20 protein-coding genes are annotated in these 21,292 nt (G+C 69.9%); 6 read left to right on the top strand and 14 right to left on the bottom strand.

The features are described from left to right. Positions 1–72 precede the first annotated feature (72 nt). The 3 genes from VLK66_RS03570 to VLK66_RS03560 form a co-directional block, all read right to left on the bottom strand. A complete protein-coding gene (locus VLK66_RS03570; protein WP_325307991.1) occupies positions 73–384 on the bottom strand; it encodes a type II toxin-antitoxin system RelE/ParE family toxin in 312 nt (103 codons plus the stop codon). Next, positions 381–668 (bottom strand): hypothetical protein, encoded by a 288-nt coding sequence (locus tag VLK66_RS03565; protein ID WP_325307989.1) that lies wholly within the window; start codon positions 666–668, stop codon positions 381–383. Before VLK66_RS03565 ends, VLK66_RS03570 begins: the two co-directional genes overlap by 4 nt. Before the next feature lie 165 nt (positions 669–833). Continuing rightward, complete coding sequence (locus VLK66_RS03560; RefSeq protein ID WP_325307987.1) at positions 834–1,115, bottom strand: type II toxin-antitoxin system Phd/YefM family antitoxin; 282 nt, start codon at positions 1,113–1,115, stop codon at positions 834–836. Between the two features lie 142 nt (positions 1,116–1,257). Here VLK66_RS03560 and VLK66_RS03555 point away from each other — a divergent pair, with 142 nt between their 5' ends. Beyond that, positions 1,258–3,309, top strand: coding sequence for a thioredoxin domain-containing protein (locus VLK66_RS03555; protein WP_325307985.1), 2,052 nt, complete (start codon positions 1,258–1,260; stop codon positions 3,307–3,309). A gap of 82 nt (positions 3,310–3,391) precedes the next feature. Here VLK66_RS03555 and VLK66_RS03550 read toward each other — a convergent pair whose 3' ends face one another. After that, complete coding sequence (locus VLK66_RS03550; RefSeq protein ID WP_325307983.1) at positions 3,392–3,709, bottom strand: hypothetical protein; 318 nt, start codon at positions 3,707–3,709, stop codon at positions 3,392–3,394. A 159-nt stretch (positions 3,710–3,868) separates the two neighbouring features. Here VLK66_RS03550 and VLK66_RS03545 point away from each other — a divergent pair, with 159 nt between their 5' ends. Beyond that, a complete protein-coding gene (locus VLK66_RS03545; protein ID WP_325307981.1) occupies positions 3,869–4,930 on the top strand; it encodes a hypothetical protein in 1,062 nt (353 codons plus the stop codon). Between the two features lie 44 nt (positions 4,931–4,974). Here VLK66_RS03545 and VLK66_RS03540 read toward each other — a convergent pair whose 3' ends face one another. Together VLK66_RS03540 and VLK66_RS03535 are read right to left on the bottom strand one after the other, a co-directional pair. After that, positions 4,975–5,685, bottom strand: a complete 711-nt coding sequence (locus VLK66_RS03540) for a hypothetical protein (protein WP_325307979.1) — start codon at positions 5,683–5,685, stop codon at positions 4,975–4,977. Positions 5,686–5,806: 121 nt separating this feature from the next. Continuing rightward, entirely contained in the window at positions 5,807–6,433 is a 627-nt protein-coding gene (locus VLK66_RS03535; RefSeq protein WP_325307977.1) for a hypothetical protein, read from the bottom strand. A gap of 207 nt (positions 6,434–6,640) precedes the next feature. Between VLK66_RS03535 and VLK66_RS03530 the strand changes: the two genes are divergently transcribed. Next, positions 6,641–8,002, top strand: coding sequence for a sigma-54 dependent transcriptional regulator (locus VLK66_RS03530; protein WP_325307975.1), 1,362 nt, complete (start codon positions 6,641–6,643; stop codon positions 8,000–8,002). 693 nt (positions 8,003–8,695) lie between these two features. Beyond that, a complete protein-coding gene (locus tag VLK66_RS03525; RefSeq protein WP_325307973.1) occupies positions 8,696–9,013 on the top strand; it encodes a twin-arginine translocase TatA/TatE family subunit in 318 nt (105 codons plus the stop codon). An 84-nt stretch (positions 9,014–9,097) separates the two neighbouring features. On the opposite strand, the gene VLK66_RS03520 is transcribed toward VLK66_RS03525, so the two are convergent. The 8 genes from VLK66_RS03520 to dnaE all read right to left on the bottom strand — a co-directional run bounded on the left by VLK66_RS03520 (position 9,098) and on the right by dnaE (position 19,504). Beyond that, entirely contained in the window at positions 9,098–9,988 is an 891-nt protein-coding gene (locus VLK66_RS03520) for a DR2241 family protein (protein WP_325307971.1), read from the bottom strand. Beyond that, positions 9,981–10,787, bottom strand: coding sequence for a CbiX/SirB N-terminal domain-containing protein (locus tag VLK66_RS03515; RefSeq protein ID WP_325307970.1), 807 nt, complete (start codon positions 10,785–10,787; stop codon positions 9,981–9,983). Before VLK66_RS03515 ends, VLK66_RS03520 begins: the two co-directional genes overlap by 8 nt. Positions 10,788–11,004: 217 nt before the next feature. Then, positions 11,005–11,613: a hypothetical protein gene (locus VLK66_RS03510; RefSeq protein WP_325307968.1), complete on the bottom strand. Its 609-nt coding sequence runs from the start codon at positions 11,611–11,613 to the stop codon at positions 11,005–11,007. A gap of 7 nt (positions 11,614–11,620) precedes the next feature. Then, positions 11,621–12,073, bottom strand: a complete 453-nt coding sequence (locus VLK66_RS03505) for a RusA family crossover junction endodeoxyribonuclease (protein WP_325307966.1) — start codon at positions 12,071–12,073, stop codon at positions 11,621–11,623. A gap of 34 nt (positions 12,074–12,107) precedes the next feature. After that, positions 12,108–13,640 carry a methionine--tRNA ligase gene (gene metG, locus VLK66_RS03500; RefSeq protein ID WP_325307964.1) on the bottom strand — a complete coding sequence of 511 codons (1,533 nt, stop codon included), beginning with the start codon at positions 13,638–13,640 and terminating at the stop codon, positions 12,108–12,110. Beyond that, entirely contained in the window at positions 13,637–14,623 is a 987-nt protein-coding gene (locus VLK66_RS03495; RefSeq protein WP_325307963.1) for a regulatory iron-sulfur-containing complex subunit RicT, read from the bottom strand. Before VLK66_RS03495 ends, metG begins: the two co-directional genes overlap by 4 nt. A 77-nt stretch (positions 14,624–14,700) precedes the next feature. Then, positions 14,701–15,666: an acetyl-CoA carboxylase carboxyltransferase subunit alpha gene (locus VLK66_RS03490; protein ID WP_325307961.1), complete on the bottom strand. Its 966-nt coding sequence runs from the start codon at positions 15,664–15,666 to the stop codon at positions 14,701–14,703. A gap of 169 nt (positions 15,667–15,835) precedes the next feature. Next, positions 15,836–19,504 (bottom strand): DNA polymerase III subunit alpha, encoded by a 3,669-nt coding sequence (gene dnaE / locus VLK66_RS03485; protein ID WP_325307960.1) that lies wholly within the window; start codon positions 19,502–19,504, stop codon positions 15,836–15,838. A 271-nt stretch (positions 19,505–19,775) separates the two neighbouring features. On the opposite strand from dnaE, the gene VLK66_RS03480 reads away from it, so the two are divergent. After that, the gene (locus VLK66_RS03480) at positions 19,776–20,309 is read left to right on the top strand and encodes a hypothetical protein (protein ID WP_325307959.1); all 534 of its coding nucleotides are present in this window, start codon (positions 19,776–19,778) and stop codon (positions 20,307–20,309) included. A 16-nt stretch (positions 20,310–20,325) separates the two neighbouring features. Next, a complete protein-coding gene (locus VLK66_RS03475; RefSeq protein WP_325307958.1) occupies positions 20,326–20,859 on the top strand; it encodes a hypothetical protein in 534 nt (177 codons plus the stop codon). Positions 20,860–21,292 lie beyond the last annotated feature (433 nt).

The following is a 21,292-nucleotide window of genomic DNA, read 5'->3' as shown; positions in this document are numbered from 1 at the left end:
GAAACGGGAGCACAACATAGCACGCAACGCCGGTGCCGTCAGCGGGCACCGGCGCGGCGTGCGCGGGAAGGATCAGATGCGGGGAAGTCTCCGAAGCGGCTTGCGTGCGGCATGCCGGACCGTAAGGACCCGAACGTGCCGCTGCTGGACCAGAAAAATGATGCGGTAGTCGCCATGCATCAGGTGCCGCACCACCCGCGACACGTGCACCGACTCCGGCGCGAGCGCGCATCGCGACGGCATTTCTTCGAGGGAGAGGATCGCCTCGGAGATCCCGTCCAGCCACCGGTCGGCGGTCGCCGGAGCGCGCTTCAGCAGATACTGGTACGCCTGCTCGATGTCGCGCTCGGCCCGTGGCTGAACGATCACTCCGTAGTAGGTCAACCGGATCTCCGGGCTCGTTTGCGGATGCCTTCGATGGCGGCGCGCGCGGGCTTGCCCTCGCCGCGCTCGACGGACGCCAGCCCCTCCTGCACGGCCAGGATGGCCTCGGCACGCTCGACCTTGTCGAGCAGTTCCTGGTAGCTGGCGGCGTCCTGCACCACGAGCTCGGCGCGGCCGTTCACGGTCAGCACCGACGGGAGGCCGCTGTCGCGCAGCCGTGCGAGGTGGCTCCTGGCGTTGCGCTGGAACTCGGTGAGCGAGTAGATGTCGCGCAGGTTGATCATGGGTGCACCTCGTGAGCAGTGAATTCGCTGCTCACAAGATGCGTATCTCACGATGTCGCGTCAACTCTCCCATCACGAGGCGCCCATTGTAAACGACACTCCCTAGGCGCGCAAGAGTGTAGCTTTGTGACCACTACCGCCAGTTTGTGGAAGAGGGTGACCGAGCTACGGTGCGATGGTCGCGCGGATCTCCCCGAACGCTTCGTCGAGGGGCATCGTCTCGCCGGCTGCGACGTCCGCACGCCCGCGCTGGATGACGAGGATCGTTTCAGCGCGGTCTACAACCTCCAGCAGCCGGTAGTACGCTTCCGCGCTCTGGACCACCAGCTCGGAACGCCCGTTGACGGTGAGCACCGCCGGCCGCCCCGTCTCCCGAAGCCTGGCGATGTGTTCGCGCGTGTTGCGCGTGAAGTCGGTGAGCGGGTAGATGTCGCGAAGATCCGGCATCGTACACTCCGGGCGCCGGTGCAAATCAGATGAACGGAGTGAAGATCATCAAATCAAACGGAATGCGCAAGCCCTGCCTCCGGTGATGGCATGGACATGGCGCGGGTGGCGGGGACAACCCACTCACCTGCCGGAGACCGAGATGGCGAACCGCCTGGCGAACGAGACGAGCCCGTACCTGCTGCAGCACGCGCACAACCCGGTGGACTGGTATCCCTGGGGCCCCGAGGCCATGGAGCGGGCGCGGGCCGAGGAGCGGCCCATCCTCCTGTCCGTGGGCTACTCGGCGTGCCACTGGTGCCACGTGATGGAGCGCGAGTCGTTCGAGAACCACGAGACGGCCGCGCTGATGAACGAGTTGTTCGTGAACATCAAGGTCGATCGTGAGGAGCGGCCGGACGTCGACTCCATCTACATGACCGCCGTGCAGCAGATGACCGGGCACGGCGGCTGGCCCATGACCATGTTCCTGACGCCCGCCGGCGAGCCGTTCTACGGCGGCACCTACTACCCGCCCGAGGCACGCTACGGGATGCCGTCGTTCCGCCAGGTGCTGCGTGCCGTCGCCGAGGCGTGGCGCGACCGCCGCGACGACGTGGTGCGCAGCGCGGGCGAGATGCGCGACGCCCTGGCGCAGTCCGCCGCTGTCCGCCCGTCCGCCGCGTCCAGCGTCGATGCGTCGGTGCTGGACGCGGCGGAGGCGTCGCTGGCGGGGCGCTTCGACGCGCGGTGGGGCGGGTTCGGCGGTGCGCCCAAGTTCCCGCAGGCCATGACGCTGGAGTACCTGCTGCGCCAGTGGAAGCGCACCGGCGGTGCGGAGGCGCTGCGGATGGCGGAGACCACGCTGCGGCGCATGGCGGAGGGGGGGATGTACGACCACGTGGGCGGCGGCTTCGCGCGGTACAGCGTGGACGCGCAGTGGCTGGTGCCGCACTTCGAGAAGATGCTGTACGACAACGCGCTGCTGGCCCGCGCGTACCTGCACGCCTGGCAGGCCACGCACGACGATGCGCACCGCCGCGTGGTGGAGGAGACGCTGGGCTGGGTGGAGCGGGAGATGACCTCGCCCGGGGGCGGCTTCTACAGCGCGCTGGACGCGGACAGCGAGGGCGAGGAGGGGAAGTTCTACCTGTGGACGCCGGACGAGGTCGACGCGCTCCTCGGCCCGGAGGACGGACCGCTCTTCCGGCGCTACTACGACGTGAGCGAGGGCGGCAACTTCGAGGGGAGGAACATCCTCCACACCGCCCACGCGCTGGACGACCTCGCGCCGGCCGCCGGCGTGGCGCCGGAGCGGCTGCGCGCGGTGGTGGAGCGCGGGCGGCGGGTGCTGTACGAGGCCCGGGCCAAGCGCGTCTGGCCGGGGCTGGACGACAAGGTGCTGGCCTCGTGGAACGCGATGATGCTGCACGCCTTCGCCGAGGCGGCGCGGGTGTTCGAGCGCGAGGACTGGCGCGCGATCGCGGTGCGGAGCGCGGAGTTCCTGACCTCGGCGCTGCGGCCGGAGGGGCGGCTGCTGCGAACGTACAAGGGCGGACGGGCGAAGATCCCCGCCTTCCTGGAGGACCATGCGCTGCTGGTGGACGCGCTGGTCGCCGTGTACGAGGCCACGTGGGACGCGCGCTGGGTGCGCGAGGCGCGGTCGCTGGCGGACGACATGCTGGCGCACTTCTGGGAGGACGGCGAGGGCGTGTTCTACGACACCGCGTCGGACGCGGAGGCGCTGGTGGTGCGCCCGCGCGACGTGTTCGACAACGCCACGCCCTCGGGCAACTCCGCGGCGGTGATGGCGCTGCTGCGCCTGGGCGAGCTCACCGGCGAGGCGCGCTACCGCGAGGTGGCCGAGCGCGTGCTGGCGGGGATGGGCGACCTGATGGCGCGCGTGCCGATGGGCTTCGGCCACCTGCTCTGCGCGCTGGACTTCTCCATCTCCGCGCCGGTGGAGATCGCCATCGTCGGCGACGCGGCGTCGGACGAGGCGCGGGCGCTGCTTCGCACCGTCTCCCACGCGTATCTCCCCAACGCCGTGCTGGCGGGGAAGGGTGATGGGGATGGCGGCGCGGACGACCTCATCCCCCTCCTCCGCGACCGCGCGGCACTCGGCGGCCGCGCGACGGCGTACGTCTGCGAGCGGCTGGCGTGCCAGCAGCCGGTGACGGACCCGGCCACCCTGGCGGAGCAGCTCGGGATCTGAATCGAAGGATTTCACGCAGGAAGCAGGGCAGCGGAGGAATTCTCCGCTGTCCTGCTTCTCCGTGTGGAATTCGTCCTTTCGCCTACCCCGACACGCGCTCGATGTCGGCGATGGCGCGGGCGACGTAGCGGGGGACGTGCGGACCGCCGCGGTCCAGGTCGATGGACTGCAGCGCGGAGGACGCGTCCACCAGCCATCCCTGCTCGCGCGCGAAGCCGGGGAGGGCGATGTCGAGCTCGTCCACCTGCTGGTCGATGCGCGCCAGCAGCTCGCGGAGCGCGGGGATCATGCGGCCGCGGTCGCCCGCATCGGCGGCGGCGAGGGCGCGGAAGCCCTCCACGGCCTCGGCGCAGAGACGGCGGAACGCGGGCGGATGCGGAGGCGGGGATTCGTCGGACATGGACACGCAACTTGGGCGCACGTTCGTGCGCGGTCAACGCTTCTCCATCACCCCGCCGAAACGTCCAATCCCCGGGCGAGGACGCTTGGCGCGCCGCGGGGGGCGATGCTAATCTGTGTCTCCCCATCTCCATCGACCTCATCATCCAGCTTTCCGACGATGCCGTCCTGCCGCCGCATCTCCGCCCTGCTGCTCGCCCTCGCCGCCGCGCGCACCGCCGGCGCGCAGCAGACCGCGTCGCCGGTGGGGACGTGGGAGCTGGTGCGGGCCGAAGGGCGGGCGCTGCCGAGCATGATCCGCCCGTCGACTACGTGGGCGGAGTGCAACGACACGCAGGTGGTGCAGTCGTGGGCCACCGGCGGGCAGCTGCTGATCCTGCCGGACGGACGCGCGGCCTACTACGTCTCCGCGCGGGTGCTGTGCTACCTGGAGCGCAACGGCTGGGCGCGCGGGAAGTGGGGGACGTGGACGGTGCGGGGCGACAGCATCGCCTTCCGCTGGTTCGACGACCGCGAGGCGGCGCAGCTGAACGACGGCAGCGGGCAGATGCGGATCGGCGACTTCACCTGGCGGCGCGCGGCGGCGGAGGCGGTGCCGTTCGCGGTGGACACCGCGGCGCACGCGGCGTTCTCGCATGTGAACGCGGCCGCGGTCCGGCGTCTGGCCACCGCACGCGGCGACGTGGCGATGCGGCGCCACTACTCGTGCTCGGAAGACCAGCTCACGGCGAAGGTGCCGACGGTGGCGGAGGATACGGCGGGGCTGGGGGCGATGGTGGCCTCCGCCGCGCCCGGATGGCACCTGGCGACGGAGATGGAGATCGCCTGCCGGATCACCATGCGCCCGGACTCGTTCGGGCTGAGCGGCCCGGTGCCGCTGCATCCGCTGGAGGCGGAGCCGGAGTTCGGGAGCGGCCGCGCGTGGTGGGTGCGCCCCGCCGACCTGGACGGCGACGGCAAGCTGGACCGCGTGGTCACGCTCACCAGCGACGCCAGCAACCAGCGCGGAGCCACGCTCGTCGTCTTCGGCGCGGGCACGAGCCAGCGCCTGGACTTCGACGGCGCGACGGTGCGGCTCCGCGGCGCGCCGGTGAACCCCCGCCGCCCCCGCGGCTGCGTCCTCCCGCGCGACGCCGTCGCCCACGCGGGCACCCTGTACTACTGGCAGGACGGGCAGATGGTGACGCTCGCGCCCAACCAGTGCCCATCTCCATCCCGCTGATCTTCTTCGCGTCTCCTGGCATCGCTGGATCAGCGGTTTTCAGGTCACGGGATGATGCCGCCGACCGCGCCGGAAAGGGATCCGCCGAGCGAGCCGCCCGCGTTCAGCAGCCCGCCGGCCTGCGAGGTGGCGCTCGCGCCGAGGCTGCCGGCCGCGTTCACGCCGCCGGTGGGGCCGCGCAGCATGGCGTCCACGCTGCCGGTGGCGGCCAGGCGCGTGATGGCGCGGTCGCTGGCGTTGCGCCCCAGCTGCCCGGCGATGGCCGCCGCGGAGCCGCGGAAGTCGCCGCTCTCCGCGCCGAGACGCGCCAGCGCATCCAGCGAGGCGGTAAGCGAGCGGCGGGCGGGCGCGCGCTCCGCGATCATGGCCAGGTCAGCGCGCGGCGCCCCGGCCGCCATTGCCCGCGCGCCGGCGGCGATCTCGGCCTGAGTCGGCTGGCGCTCGCCGCCGTCTCCCAGCGCCGCGCGGGAGACGGCCAGCCGCGTGTACGCATCCGCCGCGGCGCGCGCCGCCTGCGCCTCCGACGCTCCGCGTGCCCGCGCGTCCGCCGCCGCGCGGGCGACGACCTCCGGCGGGAGCCCCGCATCCGCCGCCGCGCGCACGCTCACGTCCGCCGAGGCCGCCGCGCGCGAATCCCCGTTCGCCTCCGCGCGCGCCGAAACGCTCGTCCGCACCGAAGCCGAGGCCTGCGCCGCCAGCATGGCGGGCGCGATCAGCATCGCCATCGCGGCGACGTACGAAATACGCTTCATCATCTTCATCTCCCAACGCTGTTTACGATCATCTTCCCGCGGGACGACGGCCATCCCCGCACCGCCATCCCATCGTACTTCCGTACCCACGCACTTCCGCACTCACACACTCACGCACTTCCCCTCAGCTCGCCGTCACCTGCACCGCGCTCGCGAACGCCGTCTCGCTGACCGTGTGCGTGGTCGCGCTCGCCTGGTTCAGCCACACGTCGCTGTTCAGGTTGATCAGCAGGTGCGACGTGGCGCCCGCGTTCACGTTCGCGGCGATGGCGCGCTCCACGGTGACGCTGCCGTCGCCCTGCGTGTCCACGTTCACGCTGCCGGAAAGCAGGCCGGTGCTGATCTGCAGGCTGCCGCTGAGGCTGGCGTTCACCTGCTCGAAGACCACGCGCACGCGGGTGTAGGTGCCGGCCTCGACGTGCGAGCTCGCGAGGACCACGGCGCCTGCCTGGCCCGAGGCGTCGACGACCGCGTGCTGCGCGGCGTTGTTGGTCAGCTCCACCCACCCGCCGGCCTGCGTCTGCACGTACACGCGGGCGCGGAAGTCCACCGTCCCGTTCGCCGTGGTGGTGGCGAAGCGCGGCGCCTCGCCGGGCGCGGCGGCCACCGAGTTCGTCGTCCCGTTGTTGTCGCCGATGGCCGAGGCCTGCATGGTGGCGTTGCCGGAGCCGGACACGCCGGTCGCGTCCGAGCAGGCGCCCAGCACGGCCGCCGCGGCCACGGCGAACAGCGTCGCATGCGTCTTTTTCATCGTCTCCTCCAGAGCCTTCGCAGGGGTGCAGCGGCGTCGGGCACCACGCCCTTCGCGTCTGCCGGTCTCCAAAGCGAGCGCGGTGCCATCTCCAGAATCGTTGGTATTGCTGGTTTTGTAAGAGATTTGCATTCCCGGTGGCCGAAGTCTTGCCACATTTTCCAGCAGCCGCCACGAGGCGGATTTTACATTTTGCAAACGAGTGGCATGGCGGAGCGGGGCGAGGGCGTGCTGCTGATCGGCGGAGACGCGGAGACGGCGGCGGTGGTCCGGTCGGCCGCGCGCGAGGCGGGGGTGGAGGCCCGCGCCGCCGCGTCGCTGACCGACGGCCTGCGCGCGCTGGGCGAGCGCCGCTGGCGGGCCACGCTCCTGTCGGTGGAGACGGCGGGCGAGGACGTGGAGCTCATCCGCCGCATCGCCGCCGAGGCCAACTCGGGCGCGCTCGTCCTCGTCGCCACCGCGCCCTCGCTGCGCCTGGCGATGGAGGCGCCGGGGCTGGGTGCCGCCGAGCTGCTGGCCGCCCCCGTCCGCGCCGAGGACGTCGCCCGCGTCCTGGCCGGCGCGCGGACCGCGGGCGCCGCCGTGCCGCTCCCGGAGATGCGGGACGACGGGGACGACGAGCTGGTCGGCAGCAGCCCGGAGCTGCTGGAGGTGTTCAAGACCGTCGGCCGGATCGGCCCCAGCCCGGCCACCGTGCTGGTGACGGGCGAGTCGGGGACGGGGAAGGAGCTGGTCGCGCGCGCCGTGCACGCCGTCAGCCCGCGCGCGGGTGGCCCTTTCGTGGCGGTGAACTGCGCGGCGATCCCGGAAGACCTGCTGGAGAGCGAGCTGTTCGGCCACGAGCGCGGCGCGTTCACCGGCGCGGTGGCGCGCAAGGTGGGCCGCTTCGAGCGCGCGCACGGCGGCACGCTGTTCCTGGACGAGATCGGCGACATGAGCCTGGTGCTGCAGGCCAAGATCCTCCGCGCGCTGCAGGAGCGCGAGATCGAGCGCGTGGGCGGCGAGGAGCGCATCCCGCTGGACGTGCGCGTCGTGGCCGCCACGCACCGCGACCTGGCGGCGCTGATCGCCGAGGGCGACTTCCGCGAGGACCTGTTCTACCGCCTGGCCGTGGTCCGCCTCCACCTCCCCCCGCTGCGCGAGCGCCGCGGCGACGTCCGCGCGCTGGCGCTGCACTACACCGCCCGCTTCGCCCGCGCGTACGCCCGCCCCCTGCGCGCCGCGAGCGAGGACGCGCTGGCGCGGCTGGAGACGCACGCGTGGCCGGGAAACGTGCGCGAGCTGCGCAACGTGATCGAGCGCGCCGTCCTCCTGGCTCCCGGCGACGTCCTTCTCCCCGAGCACCTGGAGCTGGACGCGCGCGCCGGCGCGGAGACGGCGGAGTTCGCGGGGGAGACGCTCCCCGGCTGGCACCCCGAGCTGACGATGGCGCAGGTCGAGGCGCTGCACATCGCGCGGGTGCTGGAGCGCGTGGGCGGCCACTTCGGCCGCGCCTCCGAGGTCCTGCAGATGCACCGCAACACCGTCTCCCGCAAGGCGATGGAGTACGGGATCATCGAGAAGGAGTAGCGTCCCGCAGGCACCTGCTGGGGCCCTCACCCGAAAAATGGAGAGGACAAGACAAAACCGCCGTCTCCCCTCCCCCGCGGAGCGGGCGGGGGCCGGGGCCGGGGGAGGGGGCCAGCCAGGCGGGCAAGACATCTCCCACTCGGCACTGATGCCTCTCCCCCGCAGACGTCATCCTGAGGCCGGCCAAACCGTTGCTGGGGCATGCACTTGTGCCCGCAGGCCGAAGGATCCATAGCCGGTCACGCACGTCAACCGGAAGGCCGCGCCGAAACTTCGGTGCGTATGCCGTGCTCACGTGCGATCCGGCGATAGATCCTTCGGCCTGCGACGTCTCGCGTGGAGGCGGGGTGCGGTGAGGCCGGCCTGAATAGAAAGTTCGCGGCCTGGCCCCCCCACCGGCGACTGAAGTCGCAGCAACAACTACGGGAAGCCTCGCAAACTGCGCGAGGCTGATCCGCTCATTCTGTGGCATCAGCGCTCACGACCAATCTCCTTTCATCCTCTGTGGTCGCGCGAAGCGCGGTGTTCGGCTCAGGATGACGTAAGAGGGGTGGATGTGAGCAGCACTGTCCGGGCGGATTCGTAGTGGTGCATGTAATCGTGTAGACAGCTTGCAGATGCGACATTCGGGGCGATCGTGGCGCGGAGCGTGCGCGCCGCGAAACGGCCCCGCACTCTGAGATGGAGGTCATCGTGCCGTTCGGACTCGGCTTCGGCGAGACGCTGCTGATTCTCGCCGTCATCCTGCTCTTCTTCGGCCCCAAGCGCCTGCCCGACGCCGCTGCGTCGCTGGGCAAGGGGATCCGCGAGTTCAAGCGCGCGGTGAGCGGCATCGGCGAGGAGCTGGCCGCGCCCGCGAACACCATCTCCGCGCCGCCCGCGCACGCCACGCTGGCCGGCACCGGCCCCGATCCGTACGCCGTCGCCAGCAATGTGATCGAGACGCCCGCGCCCGCGGTGCCCGTCCACGCGGAACCGCCCGCGCCCATGGAGGCGGCCCGGACCGCGTGATCCGGCGCTGACATCGACCGCGCAAACGAAAGAGGGCCCCGCTGCTGCGAGGCCCTCTTCTTCTTGCGCGGAAACGAGTTCCGGTCACTCGCCCGATCGTCCTCCATCGCGGGAATCGCCACCCTCCGGCCGCATCTCCTCCAGCCGCGCGGCCAGGTAGCGGATGCGCCGCGAGTTCGCCGGGTCGTCGAAATCCCCCTCGCGCGCCTCGCCCAGCGACTCCGCAGCGGCGGCGGTGACCAGCGCGCGCATCTGCGCCAGCTCCTCGCCGTTCACCGCGCCGATGCCGGGGACCTCGGCGCGGGGCGCGCGCTCGATCTTCAGCACCTGGCGCGCGAGGGAGACGAACATCGAGCACGCCTCCGGGCACGGCACCGCCGCGTCGCCATCCACCGGCCCCTCGTCGATCGGGTCGAGAAACGTCATCTCGTCGACGTCCCACGCCACGCGGCGCAGGCACACGGCATCGGCGCAGCAGGCGCGCGCCGTCCGCCGCACCGCGTCGTCCGGCAGCAGCTTCACGGACGAGTAGATGCCGCTCTGGCGCGCCGCCGTCTCGCGCCAGTGCGTCACCCGCAGCGTTCCCATCCGCCCCGCGTGCCAGTGCACGGCGCAGGCGGGATACAGGTAGTCGAGCGCCGTCCACAGCCCGCGCGCGTCGAGATCGACCAGCGCCCATCCCTGCTTCAGGTTGGGCGCCGTCTTCAGCGGCCGGTGCTCGCCGCGGTTGGTGGTCTGCGCGATCTCGCGCGCGAAGAACGGGTCGCCCGACACCCACTCCAGCGACTGCAGCGAGCGGTGCGCGTCGCGGCGATGGCGGATCTCGTAGCGTCCCTCCGCCGTCGCCCGGAGCCGCGCCTGCAGGAAGACGCGGCCCGCCTCGCGGGCCTCGTCCACCCACGCGGCCAGCGCGCGGCGCGCCTCCGCCACCCCACCGGGGGCGTGCTCGCCGCGGACCTCGGGGCGGTCAGACACCGGCCCGCTCCGCGATCTCCACCTCGTCCGGCACGTCGGCACCGGCCTCGCGCGCCCGCTGCAGGATGATGCGCGCGATCTCGGGGAAGGTGCCCACCGGCGGCGCGTACCAGATCGTCCGCCCGTCGCGCTCCGTCACGGCGCTCACGGCCGGGCGGTTGATCCCCAGGTCGTCGGGGATGGTCTCCTGCGTGTGCCACCCCTCGGCCACGAAGAAGGGGACGAGGACGATGCGGCGCTCCTCCATCTCCCCCAGCACCTGGCCGACCGCGGGCTCCTGGTCCAGGAAGCCGGCGCGCACGTGGCCGAACACGCCCGCCGCCGCGGCCTCGCGGGTGACGCGGTAGATGACCTCGCTGGAGTTGCTGTTCCGCTCCGTGCCGTGGCCGATGATGACGAGCCCCGCGCGCCGCGCCTCGTCGTGCGACAGTCCGGCCGTCTCCTCCGCGCGGCGCAGGATCATCGCCGACATCGACGGATGCGTGCCGACGGGACCGCAGTAGCGGATCGTCTTCCCCAGCTTGGCGGTGACCGACGGCGCGGGGCCGGCCAGCCCCAGCTCGCGCGGGATCACCTCCTCGGTGAAGTAGCCTTCGGAGATGAAGAGCGGCACCACGTAGACGTCGTCCGCCTCCACGAGGTCGAACACCTCGCGCATGGACGGCTCTTCCTTCCAGAAGCACTCGCGCACCTCGCCGAACACGCCCGCGCGCCGGATTGCCTCCGCGTGCCGGTAGACGGGCGCGCTCGAGTCCCCGTTCAGGTGCGACCCGTGCCCGATGATGATCAGTGCCTGCAACTGTTTACGCTCCATTCCTCTGCGTCCGCCGGGCCGCCAAAGTGCGTCGCGACCTCCGGCCCGGCAAGTAGCTCACGCGGAGACGCGGAGACGCGGAGGTGGCTCGACGTGCACCTCCGCGTCTCCGCGTGAGATCCAACGATGCTGGAGGAAGCGCGAAGGGGACCGGCACCCCCGCCGATCCCCTTCGTCTCTCCTGCCCGATCGGCAACGATGCCTATCCGGCGTCCACATACCCCGACACGTCGGCCGACAGCGATTCGACGGACGCGATCTCCAGATCGTGATCGAGCGTGAGGTGGAAATGCAGGGTGAACCAGTCCGTGAACGCGCACGAACCTTCGCACACCAGCTCGAACTGTCCAGCCGCCATGCCCTCGACGCCGATTCCGTCGCGTTTGACCTTGATTGCGTCGAAGCGAACGTCCGTCAGGCGCTTCGGGTGCGCGGAGTAGCCGGTGGCCGCGAAACCCAGAACGTCGGCACGCTCGGCGCACAGGCGCAGGAGCCGGCTCTCGAACTCCTCGACACCGATCTCGGGTGGCTCCGGACTGCGCACGATCACCAGTTGCAGCCGGGCATTCTTCCGCGACCGCACGTGCCGGTGCACCCGCGAAAGCCGCGCGCGCCGTTCCGGCGACGGCGGCTGCGAGCTGAGCTCGAAGTAGATGCTCTCATCGCCGCGCCGCATCACCAGGTCGGCGTCGCCGCCGCCGTTCTCGGGCGCGGGAACGACCGCGTACCCCTTGTCCAGGTACTCGGCGGTGAGTTGCTCGATCGCGGCCTGTTCCAGGTGCCGCCTCATGATGTCGCTACGGATCTGCATGGGCTGGCTAAACCTCGCAGCTGAAGCGGTACATCGACTCGTGAAGCCTTCCTACCTCGACGTAGAGGATATGATCCTCCGAGCCGACGAGCTCGTCCAGGTCACGCGCGAGGTCTTCCGGCACCCCGCTCAGGTCGAGCCGCTCGAGTCCCGCCTGCGACAGGTCGTGGATCCCCGCGACCCGCAGCTTCACGTGGCGGTCGTTCGCGAACGCCATCCCCTCCAGCGAGTCCCATACCGGCTTGCTGATGTTGTCGGCGTCCGTGTCGGTGGGAACGTTGTGGAAATAGTACACCACGCCGTACAGCGGCCCGTCCAGCTGCCTGGGGGTGGGGACGTACCGCTGGAAGGCACGGACGATCTCGTTCTTGTAGTGCAGGGTCTTTTTCGCCTGCACGGACCGTGGGCGCGTTGCCGCGACGAAGGAGTACATGGCTCGGCTCGAAAGTGAGGGAGGCACATTGTACCTTCCACTCACTTTCAGCGCAAGCCGCTCACGCCATTGCCCTGGCCGGCTCCGGGCGGGGGAAGAGCGGGTCGCCGGCGGTCACGCGCCAGCCGGAGACGTCCACCAGCGGCAGCTCGTCGATCAGCGGCATGGGGCGCTCGCCGGCCACGCGGCGCCAGAGCTGGCCCATCTTCTCCGGCATGAAGGGGAAGAGGAGCACGGAGACGAGCGCCACATAGCGCACCATGGCGTTCAGCGTGGCGTCCAGCTCGCCCGCGCGGCCGGGCTCCTTCGCCATGGCCCACGGCTGCGTCTCGGCCACGAAGGCGTTGGCGTGGCGCACCAGCCCCATCGCCGCCTCGGTGGCGCGGTGCAGCAGGAGCGCGTCCATCTCCGCGCGGTACGCCGCCAGCGCCTCGTCCACCGCGGCGTCGGCGCGGACGTCGACCACGGGGGTCTCCCCGTCGCGGTACCTGGCCACCATCGACAGCGTGCGGCTGGCCAGGTTCCCCACGCCGTTCGCCAGCTCGGCGGTGTAGCGCTCGGCGAAGCGCTCCCAGCTGAAGTTGCCGTCGCTGTCCCACGGCACCTCGCGCAGCAGGAAGTAGCGGAACGCATCGGGGCCGTAGCGGTCGATCGCCTCGTTCAGGTCCAGCCCCACGCCGCTGGACTTGCTGAAGCGCTCGCCGCCCAGCAGCACGAAGCCGTGCCCCCACACGTGCTCCGGGAGCGGCAGCCCCGCCGCCTGGAGCATCGCCGGCCAGATGACGGCGTGCAGCCGCACGATGTCCTTGCCGACGACGTGCAGCTGCGCCGGCCACCACGCCTCCCAGTCGCCGTCGGGAAAGCCGGTGTCGGTCAGGTAGTTCGGCAGCGCGTCGAACCACACCCACGTCCCCTGCGTCTCGCCGCTGGCCGAGGCGACGGGGAAGGGGATGGCCCACGAGAGCCGCGCGCGGGTGATGGAGATGTCTTCCAGCCCCGAATCCAGCAGCGCCAGCATCTCGTTGCGGCGCGATTCGGGGCGCAGGAAGTCCGGATGCGTCTCGAAGTGCTTCCGCAGGAAATCCTGGTACTTCGTCAAACGGAAGAACCAGTTGCGCTCCTCCGTCCACTGCAGCTCGCGGGTGGGATGGAGGACGCAGCGCCCGTCCACGATCTCGCCCTCGCGCTTGAACAGCTCGCACCCCACGCAGTACCACCCCTCGTACGTCTGCTCGTAGAAGTCGTCGGGGCTGCGCTGGTGGATGCGCTCGATCAGCGCCTTCACGCCGGCCCTGTGGTGCGGCTGCGTGGTGCGGATCCAGCGGTCGTTGCTGATCTCCAGCTTGCTCCACATCGCCTCGAAGCGCGCGGCGATGCGGTCCACCTGCTCCTGCGGCGGGATCCCGTTCGCGGCCGCCGCCTGGGCCACCTTCTGCCCGTGCTCGTCCATCCCCATGCAGAACCGCACCTCGTCGCCGCGCAGCCGGTGGTACCGGGCGATGGCGTCGGCGCCGATCTTCTCGTACGCGTGCCCCTGATGCGGGTCGCCGTTCGCGTAGTCGATGGCCGTGGTGAGGTAGAACCGGCGGCTCATTCCGGCCTCCGCTCCGGGGCGCGGCGCGGGCGGCGCGGCGGCCGCTGCGGCGACTGCGGCGTGGGGAGATCGGGACGCGCCTCGGGCGCGGGCGGCGCGGCGGCCGGGCGCTCGCCGGCAGGCACGGCGACGGTCTCGGCCTTCAGCTGGTCGAGCGGGATCACGCGGCGCTGGCGGTTCTCGTCCTGCAGCGTCACCAGGTTCCGGAAGATGTCGATCGCCACGACCTTTTCCGCGCCCACCACGGTGCGCAGCGTCTTCCCCTCGCGCGGGAAGCGCTTGCGCGCCGCGAGATAGGCGTCGTGCTCGTACGTCAGGCAGCACATCAGCCGGCCGCAGGTGCCGGAGATCTGCTGCGGATTGAGGGAAAGATTCTGATCTTTTGCGAGTTGCAGAGAGATGGGCTTGATCTCGCGCAGCCAGGTGGCGCAGCAGAGCTGGCGGCCGCAGCGGCCCACCCCGCCCAGCTGCGCGGCTTCGTCGCGGACGCCGATCTGCTTCAGCTCGATGCGGGTGCGGAAGGTGCGCGCCAGGTCGCGCACCAGCTGGCGAAAGTCCACGCGGCGCTCGGCGGTGAAGTAGATGACCAGCTTGTTGCGGTCCCACTGCCACTCGGCGTCGCTGACCTTCATCTTCAGCCCGTGCTGCTCCACCAGCTCGCGCGTGCGGCGGCGCACGCGCTCCTCGTCGGCGCGCAGGGCGTACAGCTGGTGCACCTCCGCGTCGTCGGCGCGGCGCAGGATGGGGGTGACGTCGCCGGGGGCGCTGCCGCACTTCTTGCGCGCCACCCCGCCCACGCTCTTCACGCGGCCCACGTCGCGGCCGCGCTCCACCTCCACCAGCACCCACTCGTTCGCGCGCAAAGTCACGTCGGGCGACGTGAAGAAAGCCTTTCGCATCCCCTTGAAGCCCACTTCCACCAGGAAGCCGGTCTCCGCGTCGGGGGATGAAAGAGGCTGGATCACGGGAAGCTCGAGGCTCACCGCTCCCTCCTCATCTATGTCCTCGCGGCCGGGCCGCGGGAACGGTCAGTTGGAACGATCTATCGGGAACGGGAGGGTCAGCGGCCGGTTCGCCACTGCCCCATCCCCATGAACTTGTCCAGCCGCGCCTGCAGCAGCGCGTCCGTCTCCATCGCCCCCAGCTCGGCCAGGTGCTTCTGCAGCACCTCCTTCAGCCGCGCGCCGGTGGCCTCCCAGTCCGAATGCGCCCCGCCCGCGGGCTCGGGGATGATGTCGTCGATGACGGCCAGCTCGCTCAGGTCCTCGGCCGTCATCTTCATGGCCCTGGCGGCCTTGTCGCGCTGGGCGCCGTCCTTCCACAGGATGGCGGCGCACCCCTCGGGGCTGATGACCGAGTACACGCTGTTCTCCAGCATCAGCACGCGGTCCGCCACGCCGATGGCCAGCGCGCCCCCCGACCCGCCCTCGCCGATGACGACGGCCACGGTGGGCACCTTCAGCGCCGACATCTCGCGCAGGTTGCGGGCGATGGCCTCGGCCTGCCCGCGCTCCTCGGCGCCGATGCCGGGATACGCCCCCGGAGTGTCGATGAGGGTGACCACGGGACGGCCGAACTTCTCAGCCAATTTCATGAACCGCAGCGCCTTGCGGTAGCCCTCGGGGTGCGGCATCCCGAAGTTGCGCCGCAGGTTCTCCTTCATGTCGCGGCCCTTCTGCTGCCCGATCAGCATCACCGTCTCGCCGCCCAGGCGCGCCCAGCCGGCCACGATGCTGGCGTCGTCGCGGAACTGGCGGTCGCCGTGCAGCTCCACCCAGTCCGTGAAGATCATCTCCACGTAGTCCAGCGTGTACGGCCGGCGCGGATGGCGGGCGACCTGCACCCGCTCGATGGGCGAGAGGTTGCGGAAGGTGTCCTGCTTCAGCCCGTGCAGCTTGCGCTCCAGCGAGCGCAGCTCGGTGCTCACGTCCAGCCCGCGCTCGCGCGCCAGCCCGCGGAGCGAGTCGATCTGCTCCTCGACCTCCGCGATGGCGCGCTCGAAATCCAGGTGTGCGACCGTAGCCAAATCCGTATCCCCAAAGGCCCCGCGCCAGCGCGCGAAGCACACGACCCGTCGAAATCGCGGTGGAGCAAACGAGCCCTCCGCGCAGCCGAATCCCCCCAGAAGATATGGGGGGATCAGGTAAGATACACCAGAGACAGCGGTTCGGGCTACCGATCCGCGGATTCGGGGACTATTCCTCCGCGCCGGCGCCGGCCTTCTGGCGGCGGTTGCGCCACGGCTCGTCGCGCTGGGGGACGGAGCCCAGCGCGGGCGGATCGCGGTGCAGGCGCACGCGGTCGTCGCCCAGCGCGTCGCGCAGCGCAGTCAGAAGCTCGTCGCGCGGGGCCACCTTCAGCGACTTCGACTTCAGCCGCGGCGCCTCGCCCTCGCCCCCGCCGTTCTTCCACAGCACGAAGACGGGGCCCTCGCCCGCGTACGCCGCCAGGAGGCTCTTCGCGCCGTCGATCGCCTTCGCGTCGGGGCCGGCGGAGCCGAGCTCGATCACCACCCCTACCTCGCCGCTCTCGCGCACGCGCTCCAGCGGAATGGCGCTGTCCAGGAACATCGGCGGGTCCTCCTCGTCGCGCTCGCGGCTGCTGACCGCGCCGCGGACGACCACGGCCGCGTCCTGCTTCAGCACCTCCTTGTACTTCGCCCAGCTGTCGCCGAAGGCCAGGATCGTGGCCGTGCCGTGGAAGTCCTCCACGGTCACGCGCCCCCACTCGCTCCCGTCCTTCTTGCTGATCTGCCGCGCCGCCTCGGTGACCACGCAGGCCAGCTCCACCTTCTGGTCGCGCTTGGACTTGAGCGTGACGGTGTTGGTGTGTCCCTCGAACAGCGCCACGTCCTCGCGGAAGCGGTTCAGCGGGTGGCCGGAGATGAAGAAGCCCAGGATCTCCTTCTCGCGCGTCAGCCGCTCGCTCTCGGTCCACTTCTCCACCTTCGGCAGTGGCGGCGCCTGCACCAGCGCGGTGCCGCCCGCGCCGCCGAAGTCGCCGAAGAGCGAGTCCTGCGCGCTGTCGCGCTCCTTCTGCACCGCCTGCGCGTTGTTGAACGCCGCGTCCAGCCCGGCCAGCAGCTGGCTGCGCCCGCTCCCGTCGTCGAAGCCGTCGGCCGCGCCGGCGCAGATCAGCGCCTCGAGCACGCGCTTGTTGCACAGCCGCAGGTCGATGCGGACGAGGAAGTCGAACAGGCTCTTGAAGTGCCCCTCGGCCTCGCGCGCGGCCAGGATGGAGCGCACCGCGCCCTCGCCCACGCCGCGGATGGCGCCCAGCCCGAAGCGGATCTGCCCCACGCCGGGGCCCACCACGGTGAACTTCCAGTTGGATTCGTTCACATGCGGCGCCAGCACCTCGATCCCCTCGCGCGGGATGCGCGGGAGGTAGCGGTGCATCTCGCGGCAGTGCGCGATGTACGCCACCACGTCGTCGGTCTTGTCCACCACGGACGACATCAGGGCCGCCATGAACTCGGCCGGGTAGTGGCACTTCAGCCACGCCGTCTGGTAGGCGACCAGCGAATAAGCGGCGCTATGTGACTTGTTAAAGCCATACCTACCAAAGGCTTCGATCTGGTCCGAGAGATCTTGTATTGCGTGGCGATCATGCCCTTTCGCGACGGCCTTCTCCACGAACTTGCCGAGCTCCTTGGCGATCAGCTCGGCGTCCTTCTTTCCCACCGCCTTGCGGAGCACGTCGGCCTCGGCCAGCGAGAAGCCGGAGAGGATCTGCGCGATGCGCATCACCTGCTCCTGGTACACGATCACGCCGTAGGTGGGCTCCAGCACCTGCTCCAGCTCGGGGAACGGGTACTTCACCGCCTCCTGCCCCAGCTTGCGGCGGATGTACACCATGTCCATCCCCATGTCCAGCGGGCCGGGGCGGAGAAGCGCGTTGGCGGCCACCAGGTCGTCGAAGCGGTCGGCCTTCATCTGCCGCAGCTTCTCGGTCGCCAGCTGGCTTTCGAACTGGAACACGCCGGCGGTGCCGCCGCGCGCCAGCATGGCGTACACCTCGGGGTCGTCCAGCGGAATGTCTTCCGGCCGGTCGTACGTCTCCCCCGTCGCCGGGTGGCGGAGCGCGCCGTGGCGGGCGCGGATGGCCACCACGGCGTCGTAGATCACCGTCAGCGTCTTCAGCCCCAGGAAGTCCATCTTCAACATCCCCGCCTTTTCCAGGCAGGTCATGTCGTACTGGGTGACGATGATGGACTCGCCGTTGCCGCCCGAGCCCTTGGTGCTCTGGGTGCAGATGGGCACGTACTCGTCCAGCGGCCCCGGCGCGATCACCACGCCCGCCGCGTGCACCGAGGAGTGGCGGGCGAGGCCCTCGAGGGTGACGGAGTGGTCGAGGAGCTGGCGGTAGCGCTCGTCCTTCTCGTACAGCTCCTTCACCTCGGGGATCTTCTCGCGCGCCTCGGCCACGGTGAGCGAGAAGTTGGGGGCGTTGGGGATCAGCTTCGCGAGCCGGTCGGTCTCCGCCGGGAGGAAGCCCAGGGTGCGGCCCACGTCCTTCACCACCGCGCGGCTCTTCATCGTCCCGAAGGTGATGATCTGGCCCACCGCGTCGCGCCCGTACTTCTCGCGCACGTACTCGATCACCTCGCCGCGGCGCTCGAAGCAGAAGTCCACGTCGATGTCGGGCATCGACACGCGCTCGGGGTTCAGGAAGCGCTCGAACAGCAGATCGAACTTGATGGGGCAGCAGTCCGTGATCCCCATGCAGAACGCCACGATCGAGCCCGCCGCCGAGCCGCGGCCGGGGCCCACGGGGATGTCGTGCTGGCGCGCCCAGCGGATGAAGTCGGCGGTGATCAGGAAGTAGCCCGAATAGCCGAGCTTGGTGATGACGTCCAGCTCGTACTCGACCCGGTCCACCACGTCCTGCGGCAGCACCGTCCTGGGGTCCGCGTCCGCCGGCGTGTCCTTCGGCGCGTAGTGGGCGACTGCGCCGGTCCACACCCAGGCGCGGAGCATCTCGTCCTCCGTCGCGTACCCTTCCTCCTGCGTGGGGAAGGCGGGAACGTGGTAGCCCTTGGGGTAGCTCCAGTTGCACTCGTCGGCGATGCGCAGCGTGTTCTCCAGCACGTCGGGGCGGCCGGGGAAGCGGCCGCGCATCTCCTCGGTGTTCTTGAAGTACAGCTGCCCGTCGTACTTCATCCGGTTGGGGTCGGCGAAGTCCTTCCCCAGCCCGATGCAGAGGAGGACGTCGTGCGCCTGGTGGTCGTGCGCGCGCAGGAAGTGCGCGTCGTTGGTGGCCACCATGGGCACACCCATCTCTTCCGCCAGCTTGAAGATGCGGCGGTTCAGCTCCTCCTGCCCCTCGCTGTCGTGCCCCTGCACCTCCAGGTAGTACCGGTCGCGGAACACCTCCTGGTGCCACGCCACCGCCTCGCGCGCCGCGTCCCAGCGGTCCTCCATCAGGTGCTGCGCGATCTCGCCGGCCAGGCAGGCGGAGGTGACGATGATCCCCTCGGAGTGCCGGGCCAGCACCTCGCGGTCGATGCGCGGCTTGCCGTAGAAGCCCTCGGTGTAGCCGATGGACGTCAGCTTCGACAGGTTCCGGTACCCCTCGTAGTCGCGCGCCAGCAGCACGAGGTGGTAGTAGCCCTTCTCGCCCTTCACCTTGCCGCGGTCGTGGCGGCTGTTGGGGGCCACGTAGGCCTCCATCCCCACGATGGGCTTGATGCCGGCCTTCTTGGCCTGCTCCTGGAAGATCCACGCGCCGAACATGCAGCCGTGGTCGGTCAGGGCGATGGCCGGCTGCTCGAATTCCTTGGCCCTCGTGATCAGGTCGCCGATGCGGTTGGCGCCGTCGAGGAGCGAGTATTCGGAGTGGCAGTGGAGATGGACGAACGACATCGGCGCCGGGGATTCACGCTGCGGGAAGCTGACTGCGTAACGCGATGAAGAACAACGGGTTGGCGGATGGGTGCTCCGCCCTGCACTTGTCGCGTCGGGACCCGTGGAATATGCTCCCACGTCACACTTTTGGGAAGAGAACGAGCCGATGCCGCCACGGCCCGGACGCCCCTCGCGGACACCCCGCGCGCCGCCTCGACTTACGCACCCGGGGATGCAATCCGGCATCTCCGTCACATCTACATCCCTACACACCGCACAGGAGCCCGACGTGACCCACCCCACCTTCCGCGGGACCCGTTCGACGCTCCTGACCGCGATCGTCGCGACGCTCGCCGCGTGCGGCAAGGGGGACAGGGAGGCCGATACCGGGCCGCTGCCGCCGGGAACGCAGCCGATCGCGGCCTCCGCGCGCTTCCAGCCGCCGGTGCGGTCGGAGAAGTGCTACTCGTCGCCGGTCCGCATCGTCTTCCACAGCCGGATGGAATGGGATGCGTTCTGGACCAACGAGCGGCGCGGCTGCACCCCGCCGCCCCCGCCCGCCGGCGTCGACTTCGCGAAGGAGATGCTGGTCTACGCGGCGATCGGGAAGCGGATGACGCCGCTGGACCGCATCTCCATCGACGGAAGCGGGGTGCGCAACGACAGCCTGATCGTGGTGATCCGCCGCACGCTGCTGATGGACGGCTGTCCGGGCCCGCTGCAGCCCTCCTTCCCGCAGTCGCTGGTGAAGATCCCCGCCGACACCGTGCACCCGCTGCGCTTCAGCGAGGAGCACCGCCGCATCCCCTGTGACCAGAGTTAGGGGCAGATAGACCAAAATGCCCGAACCTGCCGCAGATCTCCGAATCGCGCTCCTCCGGGAAGCGCTGGAATCGTATCGCTCTGAGTATGACCTTCTGGTTGAACGGTGGAAGGGACTCGAGACCAAAGCTCAAGGAACGGTAGCAATCGCCGGAATTTTCCTTGCCGGGATTTTCACGTTCATCCGTGATCTGAAGGCGACATCTCCTGCATTGGAGCGCTGGGTTCTCGTGCTCGTGGCCTTGTTGCTCGCGCTCACGGTGGCTCTTGCAGTGCTCGCGCTACGTGTGCGAGAGATTGAAGACCCGGTGCCTGGGCAAGAGGCAGAGCGCATGGTCTTGGATATTTGTAGCCTTTCAGTCGAAGAGATACCGGAGCGGATGCCTGGTCTATTCGGCGAACAATTTGGTGTATGGCGAGAGGTCAACTTGAGAGTGCGTGCCTCTGTGGAGAGAAAGGCCCGTTGGCTGAGGTGCGCCCAAAGTTTTCTGATGGCAGCATCGTTGCTGATGTGCGGAATGTCGGTCGTGCTCGCAATCGTGTTGCGGTGATCCACGGCGATCGCGCAAGGGGGGGTACAATGCCGAAATGTGCGACCTCAGGCTGTGCCGATAATGCACTTCCGGGCAGACTCTACTGCCTGAAACATCGTGCCGTCGGCACTACAAGCCTGAACAATCGATCGGGTCGGGGAAGCGGCGGGAATTCACCTAGCCAGAAGAAATCAACCGAAAACCCGTCCCGAAGCGGGAATCCGCCAAAGAAGACAAAGCCCAATCCGAAAAAACACTCGAGCGGCGGTAGTTCGCGAAATAAGTGAAGCCTGGGATCGCGCACGGCGGGGTTCGCTCATCGTCGGCTTGATTCTTCGCTCGCGCAAACTCCTTCGACGCAAGCGCATCCTCGGAATAAAATCGCTTGCGTGGCATCGCGCGGGATGCTGCGCAGGCGTGACGGTCGGTGGACCTCGCGGCTGAAGATGCA

This window comes from Longimicrobium sp., from assembly GCF_035474595.1.
In the GTDB taxonomy this organism is placed as follows: domain Bacteria; phylum Gemmatimonadota; class Gemmatimonadetes; order Longimicrobiales; family Longimicrobiaceae; genus Longimicrobium.
The sequence above is the reverse complement of the archived record's forward strand: the minus strand, read 5'-3'. Positions and strand labels throughout refer to the sequence as shown.

Excerpts from the sequence above, each read along its gene's own strand:
- VLK66_RS03540 (WP_325307979.1), bottom strand. The coding sequence starts at position 5,685 with ATGATGAAGCGTATTTCGTACGTCGCCGCGATGGCGATGCTGATCGCG.
- VLK66_RS03475 (WP_325307958.1), top strand. The coding sequence starts at position 20,326 with ATGCCCGAACCTGCCGCAGATCTCCGAATCGCGCTCCTCCGGGAAGCG.
- VLK66_RS03545 (WP_325307981.1), top strand. The coding sequence starts at position 3,869 with ATGCCGTCCTGCCGCCGCATCTCCGCCCTGCTGCTCGCCCTCGCCGCC.
- VLK66_RS03510 (WP_325307968.1), bottom strand. The coding sequence starts at position 11,613 with ATGCAGATCCGTAGCGACATCATGAGGCGGCACCTGGAACAGGCCGCG.
- VLK66_RS03555 (WP_325307985.1), top strand. The coding sequence starts at position 1,258 with ATGGCGAACCGCCTGGCGAACGAGACGAGCCCGTACCTGCTGCAGCAC.
- VLK66_RS03565 (WP_325307989.1), bottom strand. The coding sequence starts at position 668 with ATGATCAACCTGCGCGACATCTACTCGCTCACCGAGTTCCAGCGCAAC.
- VLK66_RS03560 (WP_325307987.1), bottom strand. The coding sequence starts at position 1,115 with ATGCCGGATCTTCGCGACATCTACCCGCTCACCGACTTCACGCGCAAC.
- dnaE (WP_325307960.1), bottom strand. The coding sequence starts at position 19,504 with ATGTCGTTCGTCCATCTCCACTGCCACTCCGAATACTCGCTCCTCGAC.
- VLK66_RS03550 (WP_325307983.1), bottom strand. The coding sequence starts at position 3,709 with ATGTCCGACGAATCCCCGCCTCCGCATCCGCCCGCGTTCCGCCGTCTC.
- metG (WP_325307964.1), bottom strand. The coding sequence starts at position 13,640 with ATGAGCCGCCGGTTCTACCTCACCACGGCCATCGACTACGCGAACGGC.
- VLK66_RS03530 (WP_325307975.1), top strand. The coding sequence starts at position 6,641 with ATGGCGGAGCGGGGCGAGGGCGTGCTGCTGATCGGCGGAGACGCGGAG.
- VLK66_RS03535 (WP_325307977.1), bottom strand. The coding sequence starts at position 6,433 with ATGAAAAAGACGCATGCGACGCTGTTCGCCGTGGCCGCGGCGGCCGTG.